This is a genomic window from Oceanobacillus limi (assembly GCF_900111445.1).
Classification (GTDB): domain Bacteria; phylum Bacillota; class Bacilli; order Bacillales; family Amphibacillaceae; genus Ornithinibacillus; species Ornithinibacillus limi.
Window position 1 is genome coordinate 18,651 of record NZ_FOHE01000006.1, and the last position, 21,893, is coordinate 40,543.

25 protein-coding genes, 1 pseudogene and 1 riboswitch are annotated in these 21,893 nt (G+C 35.3%); of the genes and pseudogenes, 15 read left to right on the forward strand and 11 right to left on the reverse strand.

Annotated features, from left to right (window positions below):
- Positions 1-21: 21 nt before the first annotated feature.
- The 3 genes from BMX40_RS20185 (at position 22) to BMX40_RS07955 (ending at position 1,785) form a co-directional block, all read left to right on the forward strand.
- Entirely contained in the window at positions 22-165 is a 144-nt protein-coding gene (locus tag BMX40_RS20185) for a hypothetical protein (protein WP_170840712.1), read from the forward strand.
- 177 nt (positions 166-342) lie between these two features.
- On the forward strand, positions 343-753 hold the full coding sequence (locus BMX40_RS07950; RefSeq protein WP_090868619.1) for an RDD family protein: 411 nt from the start codon (positions 343-345) through the stop codon (positions 751-753).
- A 60-nt stretch (positions 754-813) separates the two neighbouring features.
- Positions 814-1,785 (forward strand): phosphotransferase enzyme family protein, encoded by a 972-nt coding sequence (locus tag BMX40_RS07955; RefSeq protein ID WP_090868620.1) that lies wholly within the window; start codon positions 814-816, stop codon positions 1,783-1,785.
- An 81-nt stretch (positions 1,786-1,866) separates the two neighbouring features.
- Here BMX40_RS07955 and BMX40_RS07960 read toward each other — a convergent pair whose 3' ends face one another.
- A complete protein-coding gene (locus BMX40_RS07960; protein ID WP_170840713.1) occupies positions 1,867-2,883 on the reverse strand; it encodes a potassium channel family protein in 1,017 nt (338 codons plus the stop codon).
- Between the two features lie 201 nt (positions 2,884-3,084).
- Positions 3,085-3,232, forward strand: a riboswitch (cyclic di-AMP (ydaO/yuaA leader).
- A gap of 76 nt (positions 3,233-3,308) precedes the next feature.
- Here BMX40_RS07960 and BMX40_RS07965 point away from each other — a divergent pair.
- Together BMX40_RS07965 and BMX40_RS07970 are read left to right on the forward strand one after the other, a co-directional pair.
- Entirely contained in the window at positions 3,309-3,965 is a 657-nt protein-coding gene (locus BMX40_RS07965) for a potassium channel family protein (protein ID WP_090868624.1), read from the forward strand.
- 51 nt (positions 3,966-4,016) lie between these two features.
- Positions 4,017-5,369, forward strand: coding sequence for a TrkH family potassium uptake protein (locus BMX40_RS07970; RefSeq protein WP_090868626.1), 1,353 nt, complete (start codon positions 4,017-4,019; stop codon positions 5,367-5,369).
- Between the two features lie 66 nt (positions 5,370-5,435).
- Here BMX40_RS07970 and BMX40_RS07975 read toward each other — a convergent pair whose 3' ends face one another.
- On the reverse strand, positions 5,436-6,632 hold the full coding sequence (locus BMX40_RS07975) for an ornithine--oxo-acid transaminase (protein ID WP_090868628.1): 1,197 nt from the start codon (positions 6,630-6,632) through the stop codon (positions 5,436-5,438).
- A 148-nt stretch (positions 6,633-6,780) separates the two neighbouring features.
- On the opposite strand from BMX40_RS07975, the gene BMX40_RS07980 reads away from it, so the two are divergent.
- Together BMX40_RS07980 and BMX40_RS07985 are read left to right on the forward strand one after the other, a co-directional pair.
- The gene (locus BMX40_RS07980) at positions 6,781-7,149 is read left to right on the forward strand and encodes a YisL family protein (protein WP_090868630.1); all 369 of its coding nucleotides are present in this window, start codon (positions 6,781-6,783) and stop codon (positions 7,147-7,149) included.
- A 359-nt stretch (positions 7,150-7,508) separates the two neighbouring features.
- Positions 7,509-9,008 (forward strand): alpha-amylase family glycosyl hydrolase, encoded by a 1,500-nt coding sequence (locus BMX40_RS07985; protein ID WP_090868632.1) that lies wholly within the window; start codon positions 7,509-7,511, stop codon positions 9,006-9,008.
- Between the two features lie 188 nt (positions 9,009-9,196).
- Here the strand turns inward: BMX40_RS07985 and BMX40_RS20905 are convergent, their stop codons facing one another.
- On the reverse strand, positions 9,197-9,433 hold the full coding sequence (locus BMX40_RS20905) for a DUF3953 domain-containing protein (protein ID WP_425287847.1): 237 nt from the start codon (positions 9,431-9,433) through the stop codon (positions 9,197-9,199).
- Between the two features lie 97 nt (positions 9,434-9,530).
- Between BMX40_RS20905 and BMX40_RS07990 the strand changes: the two genes are divergently transcribed.
- Both BMX40_RS07990 and BMX40_RS07995 read left to right on the forward strand, forming a co-directional pair.
- Entirely contained in the window at positions 9,531-10,301 is a 771-nt protein-coding gene (locus BMX40_RS07990) for a GNAT family N-acetyltransferase (protein WP_090868633.1), read from the forward strand.
- 26 nt (positions 10,302-10,327) lie between these two features.
- Positions 10,328-10,756 (forward strand): annotated as a pseudogene (locus tag BMX40_RS07995) (DUF1801 domain-containing protein).
- 121 nt (positions 10,757-10,877) lie between these two features.
- Here the strand turns inward: BMX40_RS07995 and BMX40_RS08000 are convergent.
- The 4 genes from BMX40_RS08000 to BMX40_RS08015 all read right to left on the reverse strand — a co-directional run bounded on the left by BMX40_RS08000 (position 10,878) and on the right by BMX40_RS08015 (position 15,478).
- A complete protein-coding gene (locus BMX40_RS08000; RefSeq protein WP_090868635.1) occupies positions 10,878-11,744 on the reverse strand; it encodes an SDR family oxidoreductase in 867 nt (288 codons plus the stop codon).
- 119 nt (positions 11,745-11,863) lie between these two features.
- A complete protein-coding gene (gene yppF / locus BMX40_RS08005) occupies positions 11,864-12,049 on the reverse strand; it encodes a YppF family protein (protein ID WP_090868637.1) in 186 nt (61 codons plus the stop codon).
- A gap of 147 nt (positions 12,050-12,196) precedes the next feature.
- On the reverse strand, positions 12,197-14,443 hold the full coding sequence (locus BMX40_RS08010; protein ID WP_090868639.1) for a beta-propeller domain-containing protein: 2,247 nt from the start codon (positions 14,441-14,443) through the stop codon (positions 12,197-12,199).
- 177 nt (positions 14,444-14,620) lie between these two features.
- On the reverse strand, positions 14,621-15,478 hold the full coding sequence (locus BMX40_RS08015) for a DegV family protein (protein ID WP_090868641.1): 858 nt from the start codon (positions 15,476-15,478) through the stop codon (positions 14,621-14,623).
- A 145-nt stretch (positions 15,479-15,623) separates the two neighbouring features.
- Here BMX40_RS08015 and BMX40_RS08020 point away from each other — a divergent pair, with 145 nt between their 5' ends.
- The 5 genes from BMX40_RS08020 (at position 15,624) to BMX40_RS08040 (ending at position 18,992) form a co-directional block, all read left to right on the forward strand.
- Positions 15,624-16,466, forward strand: coding sequence for a YitT family protein (locus BMX40_RS08020; protein ID WP_090868643.1), 843 nt, complete (start codon positions 15,624-15,626; stop codon positions 16,464-16,466).
- 11 nt (positions 16,467-16,477) lie between these two features.
- Complete coding sequence (locus tag BMX40_RS08025) at positions 16,478-16,921, forward strand: hypothetical protein (RefSeq protein ID WP_090868645.1); 444 nt, start codon at positions 16,478-16,480, stop codon at positions 16,919-16,921.
- Between the two features lie 747 nt (positions 16,922-17,668).
- On the forward strand, positions 17,669-18,178 hold the full coding sequence (locus BMX40_RS08030) for an RNA polymerase sigma factor (RefSeq protein ID WP_090868647.1): 510 nt from the start codon (positions 17,669-17,671) through the stop codon (positions 18,176-18,178).
- A gap of 1 nt (position 18,179) precedes the next feature.
- On the forward strand, positions 18,180-18,662 hold the full coding sequence (locus BMX40_RS08035) for a hypothetical protein (protein WP_090868649.1): 483 nt from the start codon (positions 18,180-18,182) through the stop codon (positions 18,660-18,662).
- Between the two features lie 30 nt (positions 18,663-18,692).
- A complete protein-coding gene (locus BMX40_RS08040; RefSeq protein WP_090868651.1) occupies positions 18,693-18,992 on the forward strand; it encodes a hypothetical protein in 300 nt (99 codons plus the stop codon).
- Positions 18,993-19,181: 189 nt separating this feature from the next.
- On the opposite strand, the gene BMX40_RS08045 is transcribed toward BMX40_RS08040, so the two are convergent.
- The 4 genes from BMX40_RS08045 to BMX40_RS08055 form a co-directional block, all read right to left on the reverse strand.
- A complete protein-coding gene (locus BMX40_RS08045; protein WP_090868653.1) occupies positions 19,182-19,445 on the reverse strand; it encodes a NifU N-terminal domain-containing protein in 264 nt (87 codons plus the stop codon).
- Positions 19,446-19,645: 200 nt separating this feature from the next.
- Positions 19,646-19,843 carry a DUF3813 family protein gene (locus BMX40_RS08050; RefSeq protein ID WP_090868655.1) on the reverse strand — a complete coding sequence of 66 codons (198 nt, stop codon included), beginning with the start codon at positions 19,841-19,843 and terminating at the stop codon, positions 19,646-19,648.
- On the reverse strand, positions 19,844-19,993 hold the full coding sequence (locus tag BMX40_RS20190) for a hypothetical protein (RefSeq protein WP_170840714.1): 150 nt from the start codon (positions 19,991-19,993) through the stop codon (positions 19,844-19,846).
- A gap of 114 nt (positions 19,994-20,107) precedes the next feature.
- Entirely contained in the window at positions 20,108-20,944 is an 837-nt protein-coding gene (locus BMX40_RS08055; protein WP_090868657.1) for a Cof-type HAD-IIB family hydrolase, read from the reverse strand.
- A 131-nt stretch (positions 20,945-21,075) separates the two neighbouring features.
- On the opposite strand from BMX40_RS08055, the gene BMX40_RS08060 reads away from it, so the two are divergent.
- On the forward strand, positions 21,076-21,840 hold the full coding sequence (locus tag BMX40_RS08060) for a serine aminopeptidase domain-containing protein (protein WP_090868993.1): 765 nt from the start codon (positions 21,076-21,078) through the stop codon (positions 21,838-21,840).
- Positions 21,841-21,893 lie beyond the last annotated feature (53 nt).

The following is a 21,893-nucleotide window of genomic DNA, read 5'->3' on the forward strand; positions in this document are numbered from 1 at the left end:
TTTTATTGGAGGGAGATAAACTTGGCTGAAAAAGAAAGACTTAATGAGGAAGCAGCTCTAAATAATAATTTAGGTTCATCAACTTTAAAAAGAAACCATGACATTGCAGAACAACACCAAAAGCCTAAATTAACACAACAACAAAAGAAAAATTCCAATGGGTAAGTTGAACAAAGACCAGTCCTCAGAAGATTGGTCTTTTATTTTTATAGCAAAAATATAAGATAACATATCTATAACCCTACATAATTAAATTATCAGATATGTTAAAATAGAATGAAAGAGGGGGAGAGAATGGGCATAATGTCCGTATTATTATAATTTTTTCAGGAGAGGGTATTCATGGATTATGTGAAAGATAGTCCTGTAGGAATAGTTGAGCGATTCATTGCATTCGTCGTTGATTTAATTGTTATATTTACGATTGCATCTATTGCGGGGCTTCTTTATGATACTTCAGTTATCGTTATAGCAGTCATTTCTTCCTATATTTATGCAATAACTCTACCGCTACTATGGAATGGTTACACGATAGGAAAGCGATTTGTCGGAATTCGAATTGCTTCTATTACAAATGAAAAACTATCTCTCTCCATGATGGTAAAAAGAGAGTTGCTAGCGGGGTTATTATATAGTATTTGTGCAGGAATTTTAACATTGGTAAGTATCTTAATCATGAATAGAAACGATCGACGTTCGATTCATGATTTGGTTGCTTCTACCTATGTTACTTCTAATTACTCGGAATATTGATTAGCTAAAGCCAGGGCAGTATGGTAATACAGTATAATTCAAAGGTGGTTCCTTGATATCATGGAACAAGCTGTTTTAATTGAAGGTGCCAAAAGGTTTGGGGTTCCTTATAACGAAATGAAACCAATGGGTGGTTTTTCCAATAATGTTTTTCACAGTAATGGAAAAGTTTTAAAATTCCACCCTGACTCGATCTATTCACTGGATTCTATAGCGTCAGAATTGGATTGGATAATCTATCTGTATCATTCAGGCGTACAGGTAACTCCCCCTATTCCTTCGTTAAACGGAAATTCAATAGAGAAAGTTGAGGAAGATAATGGGGAGGTTTGCTTTCTCATAGCTTTTGAAGAAGCAAAAGGTCAGGTTGTAAATGTTGATAATGAACAAGAATGGAATGTAGATTTTTTCTTTACGTGGGGAAAGACGTTGGGAAGAATTCATTACTTATCTAAAAAGTACAATCCAAGTTATAAGGTAACTAGAAAAAGCTGGAATAGTAGTTCCCTTTTTACAAAAGGAACGAATGCATGTGTACAAATCCAAGAGAAATGGAACAAGTATATAGATAGACTTAACAAGTTGCCGAGGGACAGTAATGATTATGGGATGATCCATAATGATCTTCACCATAACAATTTTTATGTCCAAAATGGCCAAATGATCTTATTTGATTTTGGAGATTGTGAGTATAGTTGGTTTATTTATGACATTGCTATTGTTTTGTACCATGCTATTGAAACAATTGAAGAGTGGAAGGTAGAAGAAAGAAATAATTTTGCACTCAAGTTTCTTGGTTCATTTTTAAAAGGATATTACACTGAAAATCAGCTTAGTCACCATTGGATATTGGAACTGCCATTCTTTTTAGATTACAGGCAGATTTATTCTTATATGTATTTTTCCAATTTTTTGAGCGAAGATAAAAAACAGAATCCGAAAGTGAAGGAAAAACTCTGTCGAATGAAAGAAAGAATCGTAAGTGGTAAGTCCAATGTAGATTTAAAGTTGGAATACCTAAGTATTATTTAATTTGATAATGAAAAAAATGATCGTAATAATAACTAAAAGTCACTATTACGATGCTTCCTTAAATGTACTTAGCATACACTATTATTTTTGTTGTACAGAATGAAAGGTTTCTTTATCGCAAATGATAAACAAATTAGTACCCTTGGGAATAGCTTCATCTAATCGTCTTATAATGCCTAAGTCGTTGTTAGCAGATATGAGGTTTGCTCCTTTTTCTTGTAAGCTATGAAAGGCATCACGGTACGTTTTCCAGGTTGGATGGGGTTTTATTTTCCACAAATCATCCCCGTATCTTTTACTAAGCAATTGCATGAATAAATGACTGGATCCATGGTACTGCATGGATTTCGCCATAAGGAATGGGAATGTATCATTGGAAGGCAGAAATTCATTTATTTTTACATGATTAAACATTTTTACATGACTGTCCCGAACCATTTCAACGATTGTATAAATGTCTTTGTTATGTTCCATGCCGTAGATTTCAATAGCAGATGCTATCAACAGGGACTTCCCATCAGCGGAGACCTCATCTTCATTATCTGAAGCAAAAATCGTAACGGAGTTTGATTTTAATACATTTGCCTTTTCGAGTGTTTCGCGCTTTGTCGGGTCCCCATACAAATAGTATAGGTTCTCATGCTCAACCGGTATTTTATCTAGTTGGTCTATTAAAACAATGTCACTTTGGTTATCTTCGTTAATCAGAATTTCATCAAGTGTTTTTTGTGCCTTCTTAGACCACCCAATAAGAACGAAATGATTTTCTCCACGGTAGCTCAACTTTCCTTCCTCCTTAAACCTTCGATACAATGTGAATGAATCTACAATCTTGCCCAGTATAATTCCGATTAGCCCAATACCAGAAAAGTACAGAAACATCCCAAAAACCATGCCCATGTATGTTTCAGGTGAATAATCACCGAACCCCACAGTCGTAACTGTAGTCATAACCCACCAGAGTCCGATGAAAGGATTCTTAAAATTTTCCGGTTCAATTGCGTAAATAATAAATGCACATAGTATGTAAAAAAAAGTTGCTATAGCAACTAACTTGAGTGTATTTACCTTTATTGCTTTTTTGATTAGTTCAAACATTATGTCCTCCATAAAGCTATGTAATTTAACTTCCTTACTCTCTTTAGTAAATATGCCTCATAACTGCCTTATATAAACTAAGTATTCTTTGATTTTATAGGCTAAGGTAGAGTTTTTATGAAAATAGGGTTAAGTTGTTTAGAAAGATATTGACATGAACACGAAACAGGCGTAGATTATTACTTACAAAATTAAAACAAACCTTTTAAATCGCTTAATCTTTTTGAGCGGGGGAACCAATTTAGATAGATATATTTATCTATCTTGGGGTGAATCTTACTTAGGTAAGAAGGGGTACTCTCTATCCCTAATCCGTCAGCTAACCTCGTAAGCGTTGCTGTTTTTTGAGAGGAAGGTCGAAGGTAACAACCAAAGGCCATCTTTTTGTGATGGTCTTTATTTTTAGTTAAGAAAAGAGGCGTAATATGAAAAAGCAATTTGTTATTATTGGTTTAGGAAGCTTTGGAAGTAGTGTCTGTAAACGACTTTTTCAATTAGGACATGATGTCTTAGCTATTGATAATGATATTGAAACTGTAAAAGAAATCTCGGATTATGCGTCACATGCTGTCGTTGCAAATGCAACGGATGAGGATGAACTAAAATCTCTTGGTGTAAGAAATTTTGATCATGCTATCGTTGCAATAGGAGAAAAAATCCAGCCTAGTATTCTATGTACATTGATCCTTAAAGAAATTGGTGTTAAAAAAGTATATGTAAAAGCACAGAATTTAAAACATCAGAGAGTCCTTGAAAAAATTGGTGCAGATCGGATAATCCACCCTGAGGAAGAAATGGGCATCCGAATTGCAAACCAACTGGATTCTGACAAGATTATCGACTATATTGGATTGTCAAAGAATTATAGTATTATCGAATTGGAAGCAACTAATAAAGTATCCAATCACTCTTTGGTTGATCTTGATGTAAGGGCAAAATATGGTTGTACAATACTAGCGATAAAACGGGAAGAACATGTAAATGTATCACCTTTGCCAGATGATAAAATTGTCCAGGGAGATATATTAGTTGTTATGGGTGATAACAAGAGCTTAAAACGATTTGAAGAGAAGGGTTTGTAATAATCTACCTATCAGTTTGACTCGTATCCCCAATTATAAGGAGAAATAAATATGTTAAAAATAAATAAAAAATACGATTTAAGTCCTGCACAACTTATTGTTTCGTTCTATATCATTGCCGTTATTGTATCGACCTGTTTGCTAAGTTTACCAATCACGACCCAGCCGGGTGTTCAGTGGAGTTTTGTTGATGTTTTGTTCACAGCAGTTAGCGCCGTTAGTGTAACAGGTTTAACAGTAGTGTCTACTGCTGATACGTTTAGTACACCGGGAACGTTTATTTTATTGTTTATCCTACAATTTGGTGGAATAGGTATTATGACCCTTGGTACTTTTTTCTGGCTAATCATCGGAAAGAAAATAGGTCTTAGGGAAAGGCGACTAATACGAACGGATCAAAATCAATCTAACTTATCTGGGTTAGTTAGTTTGATGAAACAAATATTAGTGATTATTTTACTAATTGAGCTTGTAGGTACTATTATACTAGGAACATATTTTTATTATCTCGATTATTTTCCAACTTGGCAAGAATCCTATTTACAAGGGTTGTTTGCTTCAGTTAGTGCCACGACTAATGCTGGTTTCGATATTACTGGAAGCTCGTTAATTCCATTTGCAAAGGATTATTTCGTGCAAATCATTAATATTATATTATTAACCCTTGGAGCAATTGGTTTTCCAGTGCTCATCGAGCTCAAAGATTTTATAAAAAATAAACGAAGTTATGGTACCCAATTTACTTTATACACGAAGTTAACAACAATAACTTTCTTTTCATTAATGGTATTTGGAACTTTGGTGATTTTATTGTTTGAAGCCAACCATTTTTTTGAAGGGAAAAGTTGGCACGAATCCTTTTTTTATGCGTTTTTCCAATCTGCAACAACTAGAAATGGCGGATTAGCCACAATGGATGTTAGTCTATTTTCGACATCTACTTTGTTAGCTTTATGCTTTTTAATGTTTATTGGTGCTTCGCCAAGTTCTGTAGGTGGAGGTATTCGAACAACAACATTAGCAGTTATACTATTATTAGTATTTTCTTTTGCCAAAGGACAAAAAAGTATAAAGGTGTTCAAAAGGGAAATACACGAAGAAGATATTCGAAAATCCGTTGTCGTTAGTTTCTTAGCTGTTATGATCTGTTTTATTGCTTTAGTAATTTTGAACTATGTAGAAAATTTTTCATTAATGGAGATTATGTTCGAAGTGAGTTCGGCTTTTGGTACAACGGGTCTTTCAATGGGGATTACTCCTGAATTAAGTACTGTTGGGAAATTAGTGATAATTTCACTCATGTTTATAGGAAGAATTGGTATTTTATCCTTTATTTTTGTATTCCATCAAGAAAAGCAAGAGCTAAACTATCATTATCCAAAAGAACGATTGATAGTTGGTTAATCATTGATCAAGATATATTAGAAGAGAGTTTGCAACGTTGCAAGCTCTCTTCTTTTGACTCTATAATTACCCCTTCAAAACCTCTTTTATATGATCTAATGCCCAATCAAGATCCTCTTGTTCAATAATTAAAGGTGGTGCAAAACGTATTACGTTTTCATGAGTTTCTTTACATAGAAGACCACGCTCTTTCAATGCTTCACAATAAGGGCGGGCAGGTTCGGTTAGTTCAACACCAATGAATAATCCTTTTCCACGAACTTCTTTGATGATAGGATTATCAACTTTATTCAATTCTGCCATCATATGATTCCCTAATTCTAGTGATCTGTCAGCTAGTTTTTCTTCTAATAGTACTTCTAGAGAAGCGATGGAGACGGCACTTGCTAGTGGGTTTCCACCGAATGTAGAACCATGAGAACCGGGATTAAATACGCCAAGAATATCCTTGTTGGCTACGACACAAGAAATTGGCATAACACCGCCACCAAGCGCTTTTCCTAGGATAAGCATATCTGGGGTGACACCTTCCCAGTCACATGCGAACATTTTACCTGTACGAGCAAGACCTGCCTGAATTTCGTCAGCAATATATAAGACATTGTTTTCTTTACATACCTCATACGCTTCTTTTAGAAACCCTTCTGGAGGAATTACAATACCAGCTTCTCCTTGAATTGGCTCAAATAAGAAACCTGCTGTGTTTTCATTGATAGCGGCCTTTAAGGCATCAATATCACCATAAGGAATTAATTTTATGCCTGGAAGCATTGGTCCAAATCCACGCTTGTATTCTTCTTCTGAGGATAATGAGACCGCTGTCATTGTTCGGCCATGGAAATTACCTTCACATGCAATGATCTCAGCTCTATTTTCAGCAACACCTTTGACATCATATGCCCAGCGACGAGCAGCTTTTACTGCTGTTTCAACTGCCTCTGCACCGGTATTCATCGGGAGTGCCATTTCTTTATTTGTTAGCTTGCAAATTTTTTCATACCAAGGACCTAACTGGTCATTATGAAAAGCTCGGGAAGTTAATGTTACGGCATCAGCTTGTTTTTTTAATGCATCAATAATTTTTGGGTGGCGATGCCCTTGGTTTACAGCTGAATAGGCACTTAGCATATCCATGTATCGGTTTCCTTCAGGATCTTCTACCCAAACACCTTCTGCTTTTGTCACGACAACGGGAAGTGGGTGATAGTTCTTCGCACCAAATTCTTCTGTTTGATCAATAACTTGTTGACTACTATGTACCATAAAATCCCTCCAATAGTTTAGAAAATAATGATTATGCAATTATTAATTACATTATAACAGTTTTGACACATTTTCATATGTATTTGTTTTTTATCCATGGTATGATAGATTACATATGTAAGATTAAGTCGTGTATAGGAGGAATAAAATGAATACACATCTTCATATTACAGCATGGGTATTAGCATTGATACTGTTTGCTGTAGCCGTTATGTTACATAAACAAGGAAATGCGAAAGGATCCAAAATTGTACAAATGATTCTACGCTTGGATTACCTGTTAATTCTGTATTCTGGTGGAGATTTAATTGCAAATTATTTTGGTGGAGATAGTCCATTAATGGGAGAAGCCATTGCAAAAGGAATTATTGGTATCTGGGTAATTGCTGCGATGGAAATGACTTTGGCAAAAATTAAAAAAGACAAGCCTGCAAAAGGTGGTTATATCCAGCTAATTATTGCTGTGATTCTAACATTTATACTTGGATTTGTACGCCTACCAGGCGGATTGATGTAAAATGAATTATAAGAGCTATTCCACATATCGGAGTAGCTCTTTCTTTGTTCTTAGCTGTTATTGAATTTAGTTGATGGATTGCGTAGTAAATTAGGTTGAAACCAATATTTAGGAATAGCAAGTATTTTCTAAGCCGTCGATCAAGCTTCACGATCGTGGAAGTTCACTTCGGACGAGAACTTCAAATATAGTCACATTACTCTTTCAATACGTCGTATCTTAAGAAAAAACTATTCAAAATATCATTTTTAAATCAACCAAATATGAAGTATTTTTAACAATCTTAGGTTTAGGATTGACTAATAATGTGGATGGTTAATAATAGAACAAGAGTTTATTTTAAGTTGGGGGAAAGGTTTATGAAAAAAATAATGCTGTTGTTAACAGCCATACTCTCTATATACATTCAGTCAAGCGAACAAGTATCGGCCGAGGAGACAGATATAAACGGAGAAATTATCTATGAAATTTTCGTAGACCGTTTTAATAATGGGAATCATGCATTAACAGAGCAGGTAGATTTAGAAGATCCATATGCCTATCATGGTGGAGACCTAGAAGGGATCACACGAAAGCTAGACGATTTGAAGCAATTGGGCTTTACTACAATTAGCTTATCACCAATCTTTGCTAATGCGCCAGATGGTTATCATGGGTATTGGATAGAAGACTTCTATGAAGTAGAAGAGCAATTTGGTACGTTAGAAGATTTACAAACACTAGTTGAAGAGGCGCATGATCGTGATATGAAAATCGTGTTGGAATTTGTACCAAATTACGTGGCAAAGACTAGTCCGTTGGTATCAGATCCAGAAAAAAGTGATTGGTTTTATGATAACGAACCAATTCCAACAGGGGCTAACACATGGGAAGATAATGTGGTACGTTTGAATCAAGAGCATCCAGAAGTGGAAGCATTGTTAATGGATGTAGCTGATTATTGGATAGAGGAAGCTAATATTGATGGGCTTAAGCTTCATGCGGCAGATCAAAGTTCACCAGCATTCTTAGATACATTTACAACACATATAAAAACGAACAATCCAGACTTTTATATAATTGCAGACCTTTTAACAGATAATGATGCGAAACATGTTTTTACTAATCCAAACATTGATATCGTTGAAAATAAGCCTTTGTATGAAGCGATGACAAATGTATTTTCAACAGTTGATAACCCAACTTCTGAACTTTATGAGGTCTGGGAAAATGAGACTCCAAAAAATGGTTTCGTATATGTAGATAATGCGTTTACAGATCGTTTTACGCAATTGTTTTCAGTCAATGGTAGGAATTCTTTAACCGTATGGCAACTGGCCTTAACGTATATGTTAACAAGCCCGGGTGTCCCGGCAGTTTATCAAGGGTCAGAAATACCGATGCTAGGTGAGTTTCCTGATAGTCAACGGTTAGTTGATTTTAATAGTGGAGAGCCAGACTTAAAAGAATTTATGGAACGAATTACGTCCTTAAGACAAGAGTTCCCTGTGATGAAGTATGGAGACTATCAATTAGTTGCTACAGATCAAGGAATGAGCGTCTTTAAGCGAACATACCAAGACGAAACCATGTATATTGCGATCAATAATGATAGTGAATCCCGTGCGGTTTCAATTGAGATGGATTCAGGATACCAGCTAAGGGGATTATTAGGAGATAATATTGCAAGGGAGCAAGATAATGGGAAATATAAGGTCGGAATTCCTCGAGAATCTGCTGAAGTGTATGTCATTGAGAATGACACAGGATTGAACTGGGGCTTTATTTCACCAATGATTGTCGTTTTTCTCCTTTTTGTATTTGGTATTTTTTATTTAACACGAAAACAGAAAAAGAATAATCAAACAGGAAAGTATTAGGTTATTGGCCTAATACTTTTTTTGTTAACACCTTGAAAAATAAGAATTTTTAAATTATAACAAGGGTAACTATGTTATTATTGGAATGAAAAGGAAATGCCATTTTTGAGTTGGATCCAGTCGAAGAAGATCAAGCTTTCGTCGAAAAGACTGGCTATGTACCTGTTAAAGGATCCAAATAATTGTTTCTATGTTAGAAAAATGTTAATCAAAACAACGATATTAAAGCTAGCGACGAGAAAGTAAGTATATGCAAAACCCCGCTGCTTTTTCCGTAATAATTCTACGCCTGAGTGAAAAAATAACAGACTTATTAGTAGAAGACTAAGCGGTAATAAGTTATAGCTGTTTGTTACTATAATATAGATGCCGAGAAAAATAACAATAAAGCTTAATAGTATACTAATTTTCTTAATGGAAACCAACTCCTAATAATTACTTATTTTACAGTTTATTCTATTAAACAATATTGTTCAATATGTAGTTACAAGAAGGAAATATTTAATAAAGGAAGGAAACTAGATGATTTATGAAGCGGATTTACAAGTAAGAAAGAAATTGTTACCGATGTATCAAGGGATGGAGGATACGGTTATTCAATCCTGCTTGCAAGGTCATATGGGTACTGCCTGGGTAGATGACCTTGAAAAACCTACTGTATCTCAATTAATAGTAGGAATCTTTGTTTTTTATGCGGGGAATCCGAATGCAAATGCTACAGAAGAATTGTTATATAATTTGCCAGAACATTCCTTGGTAATCGTTGATACGGAAGAATGGAAAAAGAAAATTGAAATGGTTCATCAGGATGCTAGTAATAAAATTCAACGCTATCGTTTTCGAAAGGAACGAAAAGATCTTGATCGACATCATTTAGAAAAGTTTCTTTCTACTTTGGAAGATGGCTATGAATTGCGAAAAATGGATGCTGATATTGTGAGAGAACCTTCTTTGCATCACGTTTCGGAAGATTTTACGGCCCAGTTTGAGTCACTTGATGATTTTATAAATAGAGGAATTGGTTATGCTGTTTTGTATAAAGGACAGGTCGTATGTGGAGCAGCTTCTTATAGTATCTATGATGCTGGAATTGAAATCGAAATCGGTACAGATCCAACGCATCGGAGGAAGGGTTTGGCTACAGTTGCAGCTGCAGCACTTATTCTAGATTGTATGGATCAAGGCTTATACCCTAGCTGGGATGCAGCAAATGAGGAATCTGTGAAGCTAGCGGAAAAACTAGGTTACGTATTTGAAGAAGATTATGATACGTATTATATCCACTTGAAATAAATAATTGATTCCAAGGAGGCATTTGAATGGGGTATGAATTAAAGACAAAAGAAAACGACAACAGTGTGATTGAATTTATCGAGAATGTGGAAAGTGTCAAAAAAAGAGAAGAATCGTATCAATTATTAGACATTTTTACGGAGACGACAGGTTATCCAGCAAAAATGTGAGGCTCGAATATCATTGGTTTTGGAGCCTATCATTATAAATATGATTCGGGCCATGAAGGTGATGCGCCTCTTGTGGGATTCTCACCTAAGACGGCTCGTTTTAGTCTTTATTTTGCAACAGGCGATACCGACCGTGATAAATTGTTATCAAAGCTTGGAAAGCACAAATCCGGGGCTGCGTGTGTGTATGTGAACAAATTAGCAGATGTTGATTTAGAAGTATTGAAAGCTTTAATTGAACAATCGGTGACGTTTTTACAGGAGAAATACCCAAGTAATAATTAGGATGAGATACCAAGCCATGTATGGAAGCTATGTAAGAAAAGGCTTAGGAGATAAATTCCTGAGCCTTTACTAGTTAGACGATGTTGGAAGTATGAACTTAATCAACCTAATCAACCCTGATTTATCCATTAATGATTGTTCCACCATTTACATGAATGACTTGGCCAGATACGTAGCTAGAATCCTCACTTGCTAGGTATACATAAGCTGGTGCTAATTCTTTCGGCTGTCCCATTCGTTTCATTGGCGTATTTTGTCCAAATTTATCTACTGTGTTGGCATCAAAAGTCGATGGGATTAATGGAGTCCAAATAGGCCCTGGTGCTACGGCGTTCACTCGAATTCCTTTGCCTATTACAGATTCGGATAAAGAACGAGTAAACGTTGTTATGGCCCCTTTTGTTGCTGAATAATCAATGAGTTGTTTATTCCCTTCATATGCAGTAATGGAAGATGTATTTATAATACTACTACCATTAGATAAATGGGGAAGTACTGCTTTCGTCATGTAGAACATACCAAATACGTTTGTTTGAAAGGTTCGTTCCAGTTGATCGGGAGTAATATATTCTAAGCCCTGCTGCGGATGTTGCTCGGCAGCATTGTTTACAAGAATGTCAATTTTACCGAATTCATTTATCACCTGTTTTATTGCGGTATCACAGAAAGTAGGATCTGCGATGTCACCTGCAATCAATAAGCATTTTCTTCCTGCTTGTTCAACAAGTTGTTTCGTTTCATTCGCATCCGTTTCTTCTTTTAAGTGCATAATGACAACGTCTGCCCCTTCATTAGCAAAATGGACACTAATTGCTCGTCCGATACCACTATCACCACCTGTAATAATCGCAACTTTATTTATTAATTTATTGCTTCCTTGATAATTGCTCCGAATGTATTCTGGTTCGGGATGCATCATGGCTTCCATTCCGGGTTGCTGATTCTGTTCCTGTGCTGGGGGTGTTTTTGGTTCATTTGCTTGTCCCATTCTATGCCTCCTATGATTCAAAACGTTTACTGTTTAGTTTTCCCGAATCAAATTAATTCAATCATGGTAAAAAGAAAAAAGCCCTATAAAGGACTTAGGTAGGCGATTATAAAGTTTCGTTACATATATTCATGTGCGGAGGTAGCCCCTTGTTGGTGTAAAAAATTATAAACATCACGATAATCTTTAATATCAATTTCTCCTGCGATATACTTTTTTTGATAATAATCTAGCAAATCGTTCATTGTTCTGGGGGCTTCTTTCCGTTCGGCTTCATAAGCAGTAACTAATTCATTGACCAGCATACGATTCCTCCTTCAATAGTTTAAGAGCCATAAAGGTATCTATTACGAATGTATGTCGGAGGTAGCTAGTTCATGCGTAACGATTTTGTAAAAATTGAATGGTGGAGTTAAAAAGAGGAACACTCGTAAGGGCGAGTGTTCCAATAATTAATACATATGCTTCATTTTAGGGAATTCAATTGTTTGTAGGATTGCTTCAGAATCGATATCATATGCGCTCATTTGATCAAAGGACAATGTGTAGATCGTATCGTTCACAGAAACTATTCTTTTAATTTCTCCTTCCCAATTTGGATGGTTTTGTCGATTTTCATCTTGATGGGTTATTGTATCCTTCAATTGAATCCCATCTTCTGCTGTAATATGGTATAGTAATGCCCCTTGAAACAAGAAGTCTTGCTCCTCATACGTCATATCATCTTTTTGTACCGTTTTGGTTTCAAATAACATCGCTGGAAGTCCATATAAATTTCTTGATGGGTGGCTAAACAAAGCTTTATGGTTATGGTTTAACTCGGTATGTGAGCCACCTTGGCCAATTACTTCACTATATTTTTCCACAGGATTTGTAAGATCGCTGACATCAAAAACTGAAATTTTAATCCCATCTGTTCTTACGATAGGTTCGGAACTATGCTCGTTTTCTTCTAATTTTGTATTCTGCCCGAATCCAATCACATGGTTGTCGTCTAAAGGATGTAAATAATTACTAAATCCAGGAATCTTTAATTCGCCTAGAACGGTAGGGTTGGTTGCATCTTGTAAGTCAATAACAAACAGTGGATCCACTTCTTTAAATGTTACCATGTAAGCAATATCTTCCATGAAGCGGACACTGTAGATACGTTCCCCTTTAGCAAGACCTTCAACAGAACCTAGGGGGTTTAAGTCGATATCAAATGTGTATAGGTTATTTGTTGATTCCTCTTCGTTATTCCACGTATTGCCTTTCGTCGTAGCTACACGAAAGGTTTCGTTACGTTCGTCCATTGCGAACTGATTAATTAATGTCCCGTTTACTACAGTAGATGCATTGTAGCTAATGGATCCATTATCAATCTTAAACTGATTAATTTCTGTATCATGGGCAGGACGAGCGATAGCAATTTCAGGTCCACTACTAGAAGTTTTTTCTTCACTATCATCGTATTTATTTACGGCAATATATAAATGATTCTCGGACATATACATTTCATTCGAAGCGCCTAAATAGGTTTCTACATGTACCTCTTTTTCCATATCTGTTAAGTCAATCGATGATAATAATAAATAAGTTTCATCGTCACTTTCTGGGAAGAAATACATATCGTCAAAATCAACCGGTTGGCCTTCGTCACTAATCGCTGTATCTTTAACAAAAGGACGTATTTCCATATTTTCTTCTTCCTCTAGAATATGGAATGGAGGCCGTTCATTCGCAACTAGATATAAATGATCGTCCATTAATCTTGAAGCGTTATAAGATCCTTCAAATGTAACCTCGCGTATTTGGTCAGGATTATTCCGATCCGTTATATCATAGATAAATACAGTTGTTTGACTGGAGTATACGGGAAATATAGCGATGTCTTCATTTATTGTTTCTCCACCAGGCTCTTTCGTTTCCCGTATTGGTTCATGCGTATGACCAATACTTATAAGCATGTCATCTTGGACATAGATTTCCCTTGGGGTAAACCGTTCCTCTTCGATGGTGCTCATCACTTTACTATCTTTTTCTGCAGCGGAAGCAATAACAAGATCACTATCTCGTGCGAAATAAATATACGCTCCATCTGTTTTAACCGTATCGCCTTCGTCAATTCCACTGACTTGAACATTTGTTTCGGAAACAGAAGCTCCACTATCACTATCATTTACAGTAGCACTCTCCATTTCAGCAGAATCGTCTGCGGAATCTTCGTTACCAAAGGAAAATAATTTATTTTCCTGTTCTGGTTGTTGCATGCGCTCTTTTAATAAGGTTAGGAGTTGTTGGTTATCTTTGATTTTTGGTAATTCTTCAACAGCTTCAAAATTATGCGTGAAGGACTTCGTTAAATTATTTCCATCTGCTGTTTCGACCGAATTTGAAATATGAATGGTATAGTTTTTATGAACAGTATAGCCTTCAGTGGGGGCTTCAAGTGTTAATACGGTAAAATCATCATTCCACTCGAAGGAAACTGGTACCTGTTTACCGTCTTCATTTGTCACAGTGACCGTACTCGTTGTAAATGTTTCAGGGTTCATTTCCTCTGAAAAGTGTACCGTCCAATCTTTAAAAGTGGGAGCAAAACTAGAAGCTGATGGAATCTCTGCTGATGTTTCATCAGATAAAACATTATAGACGTAGAAACCAATTCCGATTGCGAAAATAATCGCAATACTAATTAACCCTATTTTCTTTTTCACCTTTTTCACCTCATTTTTGAAAGGTTAATCCCTTTTGCTAATAAGACGAAGGTTCCAAAATAATTGTTTCAAATTATTGTGGGATAGGGATTACTTATGTTTCCACAGGATTCTTAGAATAGAGAGTATAAAAATACTGCTTCAACGGTATGTCGATGAAACAGTATCACTCACGTATTAAAATGACTTATTTAAGAAGAATAATGCAATGGTTCCTGGTCCTGCATGGGCACCAATAGCTGATCCAACCATTTCGATTTCTATATTTTTTACGCCGAATTTATTTCGAATCATTTCGGCTAGCTGTTCTGCACGCTCGAGGTCATCACCATGGCTAATACCAATCGTTTGATTTTCAAAGTTTCCACCACGTTCTTCCATAATTTCTAGCATTCGTCCAAAAAGTTTCTTAGATCCTCTAATTTTTTCAAGAGGAACTAATTTACCAGCTTCAACATGTAAAATAGGTTTGATCTTTAGTAATGTTCCTACAAATGCAGCTGTTTTACTTACACGCCCACCACGGTAAAGATACTCTAAGTCATCTACAGTAAAAATGTGCTCCATATTAGCTGCTCGTCTTTTAGCATCCTCTTGAATATCTTCGACTGTTTTTCCCGCTTTAGCCATTTTAGCAGCTTCTAAAACTACAAGACCATATCCGATCGAAGCACATTTGGTATCCACCACATGGATCGGAGCATCTGGGTAATCCTCTTTCACTTCTTGTTCCATCATTTTAGCTGTTTGGTATGTACCGGACAATTCGGAAGAAAAGGCTAAATATAATAAGGGTTGATTGGATTCAGCATAAGAAGTAAAGACCGATTTAAACGTCTGAGGAGATACTTGAGATGTTTTCGGTGCTTTTCCTTCTCTCATCGCATCATATACTTTTTTGGGTGAGATTGTTTGTCCGTCTTCATAATCTTTTTCTTCTAAATGAACAGTTAATGATACCATTTCGATGTCATATTCGTTATAATGGGTTTTTGACAAATCCGATGCTGAATCAGCAAGAATTTTTACTGTCATTGTTTCACCTTCAATCTTTAATAATAAATGTGTTATGTTTAGTTTATAGCTATACGGGAAGATAGTCAAAGCATATTGTATTAATATTGAAATAACTAGGAAAAGCTATAGTATTAGCAGTTTGGTGTTTGATAAGGAGGCAGCCATGTTTTTAGTCGAAGCAAAAAGAATTGCAGTAGTTATTGTAGGAGCCTTGCTTGGTGCCATTTCACTGAATTTCTTCTTAATTGGAGCAAATGTTTATGCAAGTGGATTCACTGGAGCAGCACAGTTAATTTCGAGTGTTTTTAAAGACTTTTTTGGAATTGGAATTGGAACAGGTATTTTGCTATTTATTTTAAATATTCCAGTTGCGATTTTAGGTTGGTTTAAAGTAGGAAAAGGTTTTACTATATATAGTGTTGTATCTGTAATGTTTACAACTCTATTTCTCGAAATCATTCCAATTATTCAGCTTTCAGAAGATATTATTTTAAATGCCGTATTTGGGGGATTAATTGCCGGAATAGGTGTAGGGATGACCTTGAAATTTGGTGCGTCTACAGGTGGTATGGACATCGTTGCCATGGTACTATCCCGAATGAAAGATAAACCTATTGGTGTATATTTTCTTTCATTGAACGCAGTTATTATCGCTTTAGCCGGTGTTTTGTATGAACCAGAAAACGCATTATATACACTAGTTACCTTATATGTAACAACGAGGGTCATAGACGCCATCCATACACGACACGAGAAGCTTACAGCTATGATTGTTACACGTAAAGCAGATGAGTTACAGCGAGCAATTCATAATAAAATGGTACGAGGAATTACCATTTTGCCAGCAAAAGGTGCGTATACAAAAGAAGATAAAAATATGATGTATCTTGTCATTACTCGTTATGAATTATACGATTTAGAGAAAATAATTGGTGAAATTGATCCACAAGCATTCACGAATATCGTTCAAACGACCGGTATTTTTGGATTTTTTCGCAAGGATTAGGGGGAAAAATGGTGAAAAAATTACTATTATTTTTAACAGTTGCATTCACACTGTTAGGATGTAGTGCTGATGAAGAAGCGGAGCAAGAACAGGGGGGAAATGCGGAACAAGAGCAAGCAGTAAATGAAGGTGATGTGAAGGATACAACTTCGGTTCAATTTCAAAATGTTGAAGTAGTAGTAGAAAATAATGTAGCTAAGATTACTGGCGAAGCGAATACGCCCGATGATGCTTTCTATTATATGGTTTTAGTAGGGGAAAAAGAAATCCAAGAAGAAACAGAAGTTCCTGTTGATGGCGAAGCAGATGAATGGGTTGACTTTTCGATTGAAGTTGATATAAGTGAGGACGTTTCAAACTCAACTGAAGTTCCAATACTTCAGCTGTATGCCAAAAGAGAGAATGGTGACATGGTGAATCCGAATTATATACCGATTGATTTGACAGAGTATTAAGGCAAGGATTATCTCGAATAGAAAAAGACAGTTTGATGTACCTTTAACTTACTATATAATAATAATCCTTTTAGCAGTCCAATCACCATATAGATTGGACTGCTTTTATTTGTTAATTTAATAACGTTAAACACAAAATATAGTAAATTGATCCCCTAATAATCAGTTGTTTACAGGGACCTGTAGACTCTTGTCATTTGCATAATTCGGTTGCTAAAATTCTCCAATTATGGTACTAGTTTTCTATACAAAACACTAAAATTTGGGTATTTATGGTAATATAATATTGTGAATATGAACTAGTATACTTAAATTAAAGAAGCAAATTGATTTCGAGAGGGAAGCTAATTTGAAGTATATATTGTTAACAGGCTCATGTTTTGGCTTTACAATAAATTTGATACTGACAATCTATAAGATCTTGATTCAAGTATTAGCATTTTCAATTTTCTGGTAACACCCTATATATGGTCCTATTATTAAATTACTACTCGCAGTCATATCAGGTGTAATTATATTTGTCATCACAACATTTGAGCATGCTATTGTTGGTAATGGTACTTTATCGTAAGTATGAAGAATTAAATCCTACGTAATTTTACGAAGAAAATGCGTTTTTATTTCGTTTGACAATAAAAAATTCAAGGAAACCTTTACTAAGATAGGTTTCCTTGAATTTTTTTATCAATGCAACTTTATACCGTTGCGATTCGTTTCATTTATGGGTAGTGGGGGGGATGAGATTCAATGAGCAACAGTCGCGACAGTTTATTTGTTTTAATAGAGAAAGAGTATGAAGAGAATTATCTCTATTTAAAAAATTTTATACTTAAACTGACAAAAGATGATCAAATAGCTGAAGATTTAATACAGGAAACGTTCCTAAAAGTTCTGAAAAACCCGGAACAAGTTGTCACTGTCACCTATTTTCGTAGTTGGCTAATAACTTGTGCAAAAAATCTATTTATTGATTTTAAACGAAAGAAAAATCCTACGCTTTTCCAAGATGAAAATGTGATGGTCAAACTAATAGGGAATACGGATAATCCAGAAATAACCTTTCTAATGAGGGAAAGTATAAAACAAGCCTTACAAGGTTTTTCCGAATTAGACCGTTCCATTTTTATCGCTAAGGAGTATTACGGATATAAGTTTGATGAGATAGCTCAGTTATTAGATGTACCAGTAAACACAGTTAAATCAAAGTTATTTAGATTGAAGAAAACAGTGCTTAAAGATAATACAAGGAGGGATTAGATTGGGAAATAGCGAAAAGCTGCACACGTTAGCCTATGAATTATTACCCTTATATCAAGATTTGGATGCCAATGTTAAAAAAGTTATCAACGAACATGTTGAAGAGTGTGATGTCTGTAAAGGCCACCTAGATAATGTCCAAGAAACATTCGGTATTCATGAAGAACCTATTGATGAACAGGTGCAATATATCGAAAAAGTAAAGCCATCTCCATTTAAAAAATTAATTCTTTTTAAGAGGAGTTTATTGGTGCTAATGCTTATGGTAAGATTTCTAATTCTAGGGATGATAATATATCTTGCTCAGTCATACTTAGGGAATGCTTCCTTAATTACAAGTAGTGTAATATTGTTTTACTTTCCTTTTGTATGCTTAACCAATGCTGTTCATTATTTATTCTTTAAAAGTAAATTATTTTGGATAATTATATCATTCGATATTTTAATATTATTATTTTTTGACAATCTATTAATTTCTTTTTAGTGATTAAATTGAGAAAGGGAGTATTTTATAATGAGAACATTAGCAACATTAAGCGGGGTTTTAGGTATCGTTATATCTTTATTTTGTCAGTTGTTTGCCATCATCGATGACTCATATACATTTGGTAACATCGGATTTTTGGGTGTAATTAGTGGTGTAATAGCGATTGTAGGTGCTAATTTAATGAAACGGAATAAAAAGTATGCGGCCTCTTTACTTTTGGTTTCGTGTGTGACAGGAATTATTGCCATCTCATATTTTTACATTTTACCATCATTATTCACAGTTTTTCCATTGGTAACATTAATTAGATCAAAAGAAAATAAATAAGGTGAGAGATTTTACACAAAAAACGTTTCAAAATAAACGGTCTTCAACTACAACTAAAGTGAAGTTAAACAAAATAAGGTAAAGCAGAACGCTTGGATAATAATATCCAAGCGTTTTTTTTCTCTTACATCATATGTACAACTAAGCTGATGTTCAAGGTTAGCTGTAGTCTGTGTTTTTCATGCGCGATTAGTATCCGTATTTTTCAAATACTTCTTCTACCTTAGGTGTTAATGCATCCCATTCCGCGTCAAACTCTTTATTAACGGTAATGAAATTTTGATAACCGAAAACGGTATCAACACCATCAAGTTTCATTAATTCATTCATAATTTCGTGTTCACTCGTTTCCCCAGCACGAATAGAAAAGCTATTCGTTCCTTCAAAAATTAGTTTATCAGTCGTAAATTTTAATGCATTAGGATTTGGTGTAGCTTCTACTCTTACTCCCATTGATAATCCCTCCTATAAATCCAATTATAGTTACATATTAGCAGATTTAGAGGAGAATTAAAAAAGAAAAGATGCTCCCAATAATTAGGAGCACCTTTTTCTCATGGTGCTTGCTTCCAGTAATCCTTTTTCATCCTATTTGAATGAATTAGTAATTACCATCACAAGATTATCTCCAGTAAGTGAATTCGGAGGTTTGATTAGCTAAGCTGATGTTGTTGCAATTGTTGTTCAAGCTGTTGCAATTGCTGTTTTTCAGCGGGGGTAGCATCATTATAAGCAGCTTGAATTGCACTGTGTGCAGCTTGCTTATCTTGATCACTTGCCTGGTTATTATTTGTGATGCGGTTTACAGCATCCATAGCTTGTTGTAATAGGTTTCCATTTCCATTTGCCATTTAAAACCCTCCTAGCGTATGGTGATCTGCTTCTTCTTCTTTGCGTTCAGCATCAGTAAAGCGTGATCGATAAGGAAATTTTTCGTCATGCTTTTTAACAGAATCAGCACTTTGTTGACTAAATCGTCTTGATTTGCTTTTTTTGCCCAAGAAGATTCCCCCCAACAAAATAAGTGAACGTAATGATACGTTCACTAGCTAGTATGGTTCATTTTAATTTAAATATGGTAGGAAAATATCGGTATCAGTAAAAAAATATAACAATTAAAATGCGCGTGACTCTAACTTCAAGTACTCTTCAATAAAAGTCCCTACACCATTTTGTTCATTTGTTTCTGTTTCATGATTTGCAACCGATTTAAGCTCGTCTATAGCATTGCCCATTGCTACGCCAACACCAGCATACTCAAGCATTTCTAAATCATTATCTTCATCTCCAAATGCAATAATTCGCTCTTTCGGGATATGATAATATTGCGATATTTTTTGCAAACCGACGGCCTTGCTCATGCCTTTTTTGACAATTTCAATGATATTCCACGGAGCACCCCATTTGCGGTGTTCAATAAATTCTGCGTGATAATCTGTTAAATGATTTCGTAGTTCTGTGATATGGTCTTCTTTCGGATGGATTAATAAGGAAGTAGGATCCTCAGTTAAGTGGCTTTTCAAACTTCCGATCGTAAACGGCGATTCTTCATTTCCTACATGTTGAAATAAATCAATAATCTCTTGGTCATAACGGTCTAAAAAAACATCGTCTCTAACCTCTGCTAACACATTGTTAACATCTAATTCATAACAAGCCTCAACCACAGCTAAGGCAGTTCGCTTTGGCATTGGGCTATGAAGCGCGTCCCATTTTTTATCAGTAGGATGATGAATGAGGGCACCATTAAAATTAACCATCGGTGTTTTCAATCCTAGCTCGTGGTAGTATTGAATACTTGCACGGTGTGGCCTACCAGTAGCAATTACTACAATATGGCCTTGTTTCATTGCTTGATGAAGGATTTGCTTGTTTTTTTCACTAATTTCCTTTTTATCGGATAAGAGTGTTCCATCTAAATCTAATGCAATTAAATGTTGTTTATTTTCCATATATTTCACCTCGTATTCCTATAGTGTATAAGGAGTTAATTAATAAGTAAAGTCGAAATTCTTTGCCTATACAAAAAAATGGTATTACTATGGATAAAAGAGGAAATTTTTTAAGAGAGGATCTGAGTAGTATGATTGGCGTATACAAAGAAACGATAGGGGATACGATTTCAAGTATTATTGTTGTAGATGCTGCAAAAAAAGACGAGCCACTACCAGTTGTTACATATTTTCACGGGTTTACCAGTGCGAAAGAACATAATTTACCAATTGCATATCTGTTAGCAGAAAAAGGATATCGGGTAATCCTTCCAGATAGTAAACTACATGGTGATCGAGAAGAGGACATTTCATCGCTAAAATTACATGTTTCTTTTTGGGATATCGTGATGCAAAATGTGAAAGAGTTTAATGATATTAAAAATTACTTAGATGATCATAATTTAATATTGGATGAAAGAATTGGTGTTGCTGGAACGAGTATGGGAGGGATTACGACTTCGGCTGTACTAACAAAATATCCTTGGATTAAGACCGCAGCTATTCTAATGGGTTCACCTAAAATTACTACCTATGCTAAAGCGTTAGTGAGTAGCTATAAAAAGGCAGGAGACCTACCGATTACAGATGAGGAAATTGAGTTGATTTATAATCAGCTAGAGGAACTCGATTTATCCTTACAGCCAGAAAAATTAGAGCAGCGACCTTTACTATTTTGGCATGGGGATCAAGATCCTACGGTTCCCTTTGATCATTCCCATTCCTTTTATGAAGAGACAAGAGAGATGTATAAAGATAAGGGAAACATTAAATTTCTAAGGGAAAAAGGACAGGATCACAAAGTAACTCGTTTTGCGATATTAGAAACCGTAAAATGGTTTGAAAAGAACTTATAGTGTGATGAAAATCATTTTTAATTGGACGTAAAATATGTTTAAATATAGGTATG

What these genes read in the sequence shown, in the direction of transcription:
- BMX40_RS07950 (WP_090868619.1), top strand. Translation starts at nt 343, where the DNA reads ATGGATTATGTGAAAGATAGTCCTGTAGGAATAGTTGAGCGATTCATT.
- BMX40_RS08015 (WP_090868641.1), bottom strand. Translation starts at nt 15,478, where the DNA reads ATGACAGTAAAAATTCTTGCTGATTCAGCATCGGATTTGTCAAAAACC.
- BMX40_RS08055 (WP_090868657.1), bottom strand. Translation starts at nt 20,944, where the DNA reads ATGGAAAATAAACAACATTTAATTGCATTAGATTTAGATGGAACACTC.
- BMX40_RS08045 (WP_090868653.1), bottom strand. Translation starts at nt 19,445, where the DNA reads ATGGGAGTAAGAGTAGAAGCTACACCAAATCCTAATGCATTAAAATTT.
- BMX40_RS07960 (WP_170840713.1), bottom strand. Translation starts at nt 2,883, where the DNA reads ATGTTTGAACTAATCAAAAAAGCAATAAAGGTAAATACACTCAAGTTA.
- BMX40_RS07965 (WP_090868624.1), top strand. Translation starts at nt 3,309, where the DNA reads ATGAAAAAGCAATTTGTTATTATTGGTTTAGGAAGCTTTGGAAGTAGT.
- BMX40_RS07955 (WP_090868620.1), top strand. Translation starts at nt 814, where the DNA reads ATGGAACAAGCTGTTTTAATTGAAGGTGCCAAAAGGTTTGGGGTTCCT.
- BMX40_RS07990 (WP_090868633.1), top strand. Translation starts at nt 9,531, where the DNA reads ATGATTTATGAAGCGGATTTACAAGTAAGAAAGAAATTGTTACCGATG.
- BMX40_RS08030 (WP_090868647.1), top strand. Translation starts at nt 17,669, where the DNA reads ATGAGCAACAGTCGCGACAGTTTATTTGTTTTAATAGAGAAAGAGTAT.
- BMX40_RS08000 (WP_090868635.1), bottom strand. Translation starts at nt 11,744, where the DNA reads ATGGGACAAGCAAATGAACCAAAAACACCCCCAGCACAGGAACAGAAT.
- BMX40_RS08040 (WP_090868651.1), top strand. Translation starts at nt 18,693, where the DNA reads ATGAGAACATTAGCAACATTAAGCGGGGTTTTAGGTATCGTTATATCT.
- BMX40_RS07970 (WP_090868626.1), top strand. Translation starts at nt 4,017, where the DNA reads ATGTTAAAAATAAATAAAAAATACGATTTAAGTCCTGCACAACTTATT.
- BMX40_RS07980 (WP_090868630.1), top strand. Translation starts at nt 6,781, where the DNA reads ATGAATACACATCTTCATATTACAGCATGGGTATTAGCATTGATACTG.
- yppF (WP_090868637.1), bottom strand. Translation starts at nt 12,049, where the DNA reads ATGCTGGTCAATGAATTAGTTACTGCTTATGAAGCCGAACGGAAAGAA.
- BMX40_RS08060 (WP_090868993.1), top strand. Translation starts at nt 21,076, where the DNA reads ATGATTGGCGTATACAAAGAAACGATAGGGGATACGATTTCAAGTATT.
- BMX40_RS07985 (WP_090868632.1), top strand. Translation starts at nt 7,509, where the DNA reads ATGAAAAAAATAATGCTGTTGTTAACAGCCATACTCTCTATATACATT.
- BMX40_RS07975 (WP_090868628.1), bottom strand. Translation starts at nt 6,632, where the DNA reads ATGGTACATAGTAGTCAACAAGTTATTGATCAAACAGAAGAATTTGGT.
- BMX40_RS08050 (WP_090868655.1), bottom strand. Translation starts at nt 19,843, where the DNA reads ATGGCAAATGGAAATGGAAACCTATTACAACAAGCTATGGATGCTGTA.
- BMX40_RS08020 (WP_090868643.1), top strand. Translation starts at nt 15,624, where the DNA reads ATGTTTTTAGTCGAAGCAAAAAGAATTGCAGTAGTTATTGTAGGAGCC.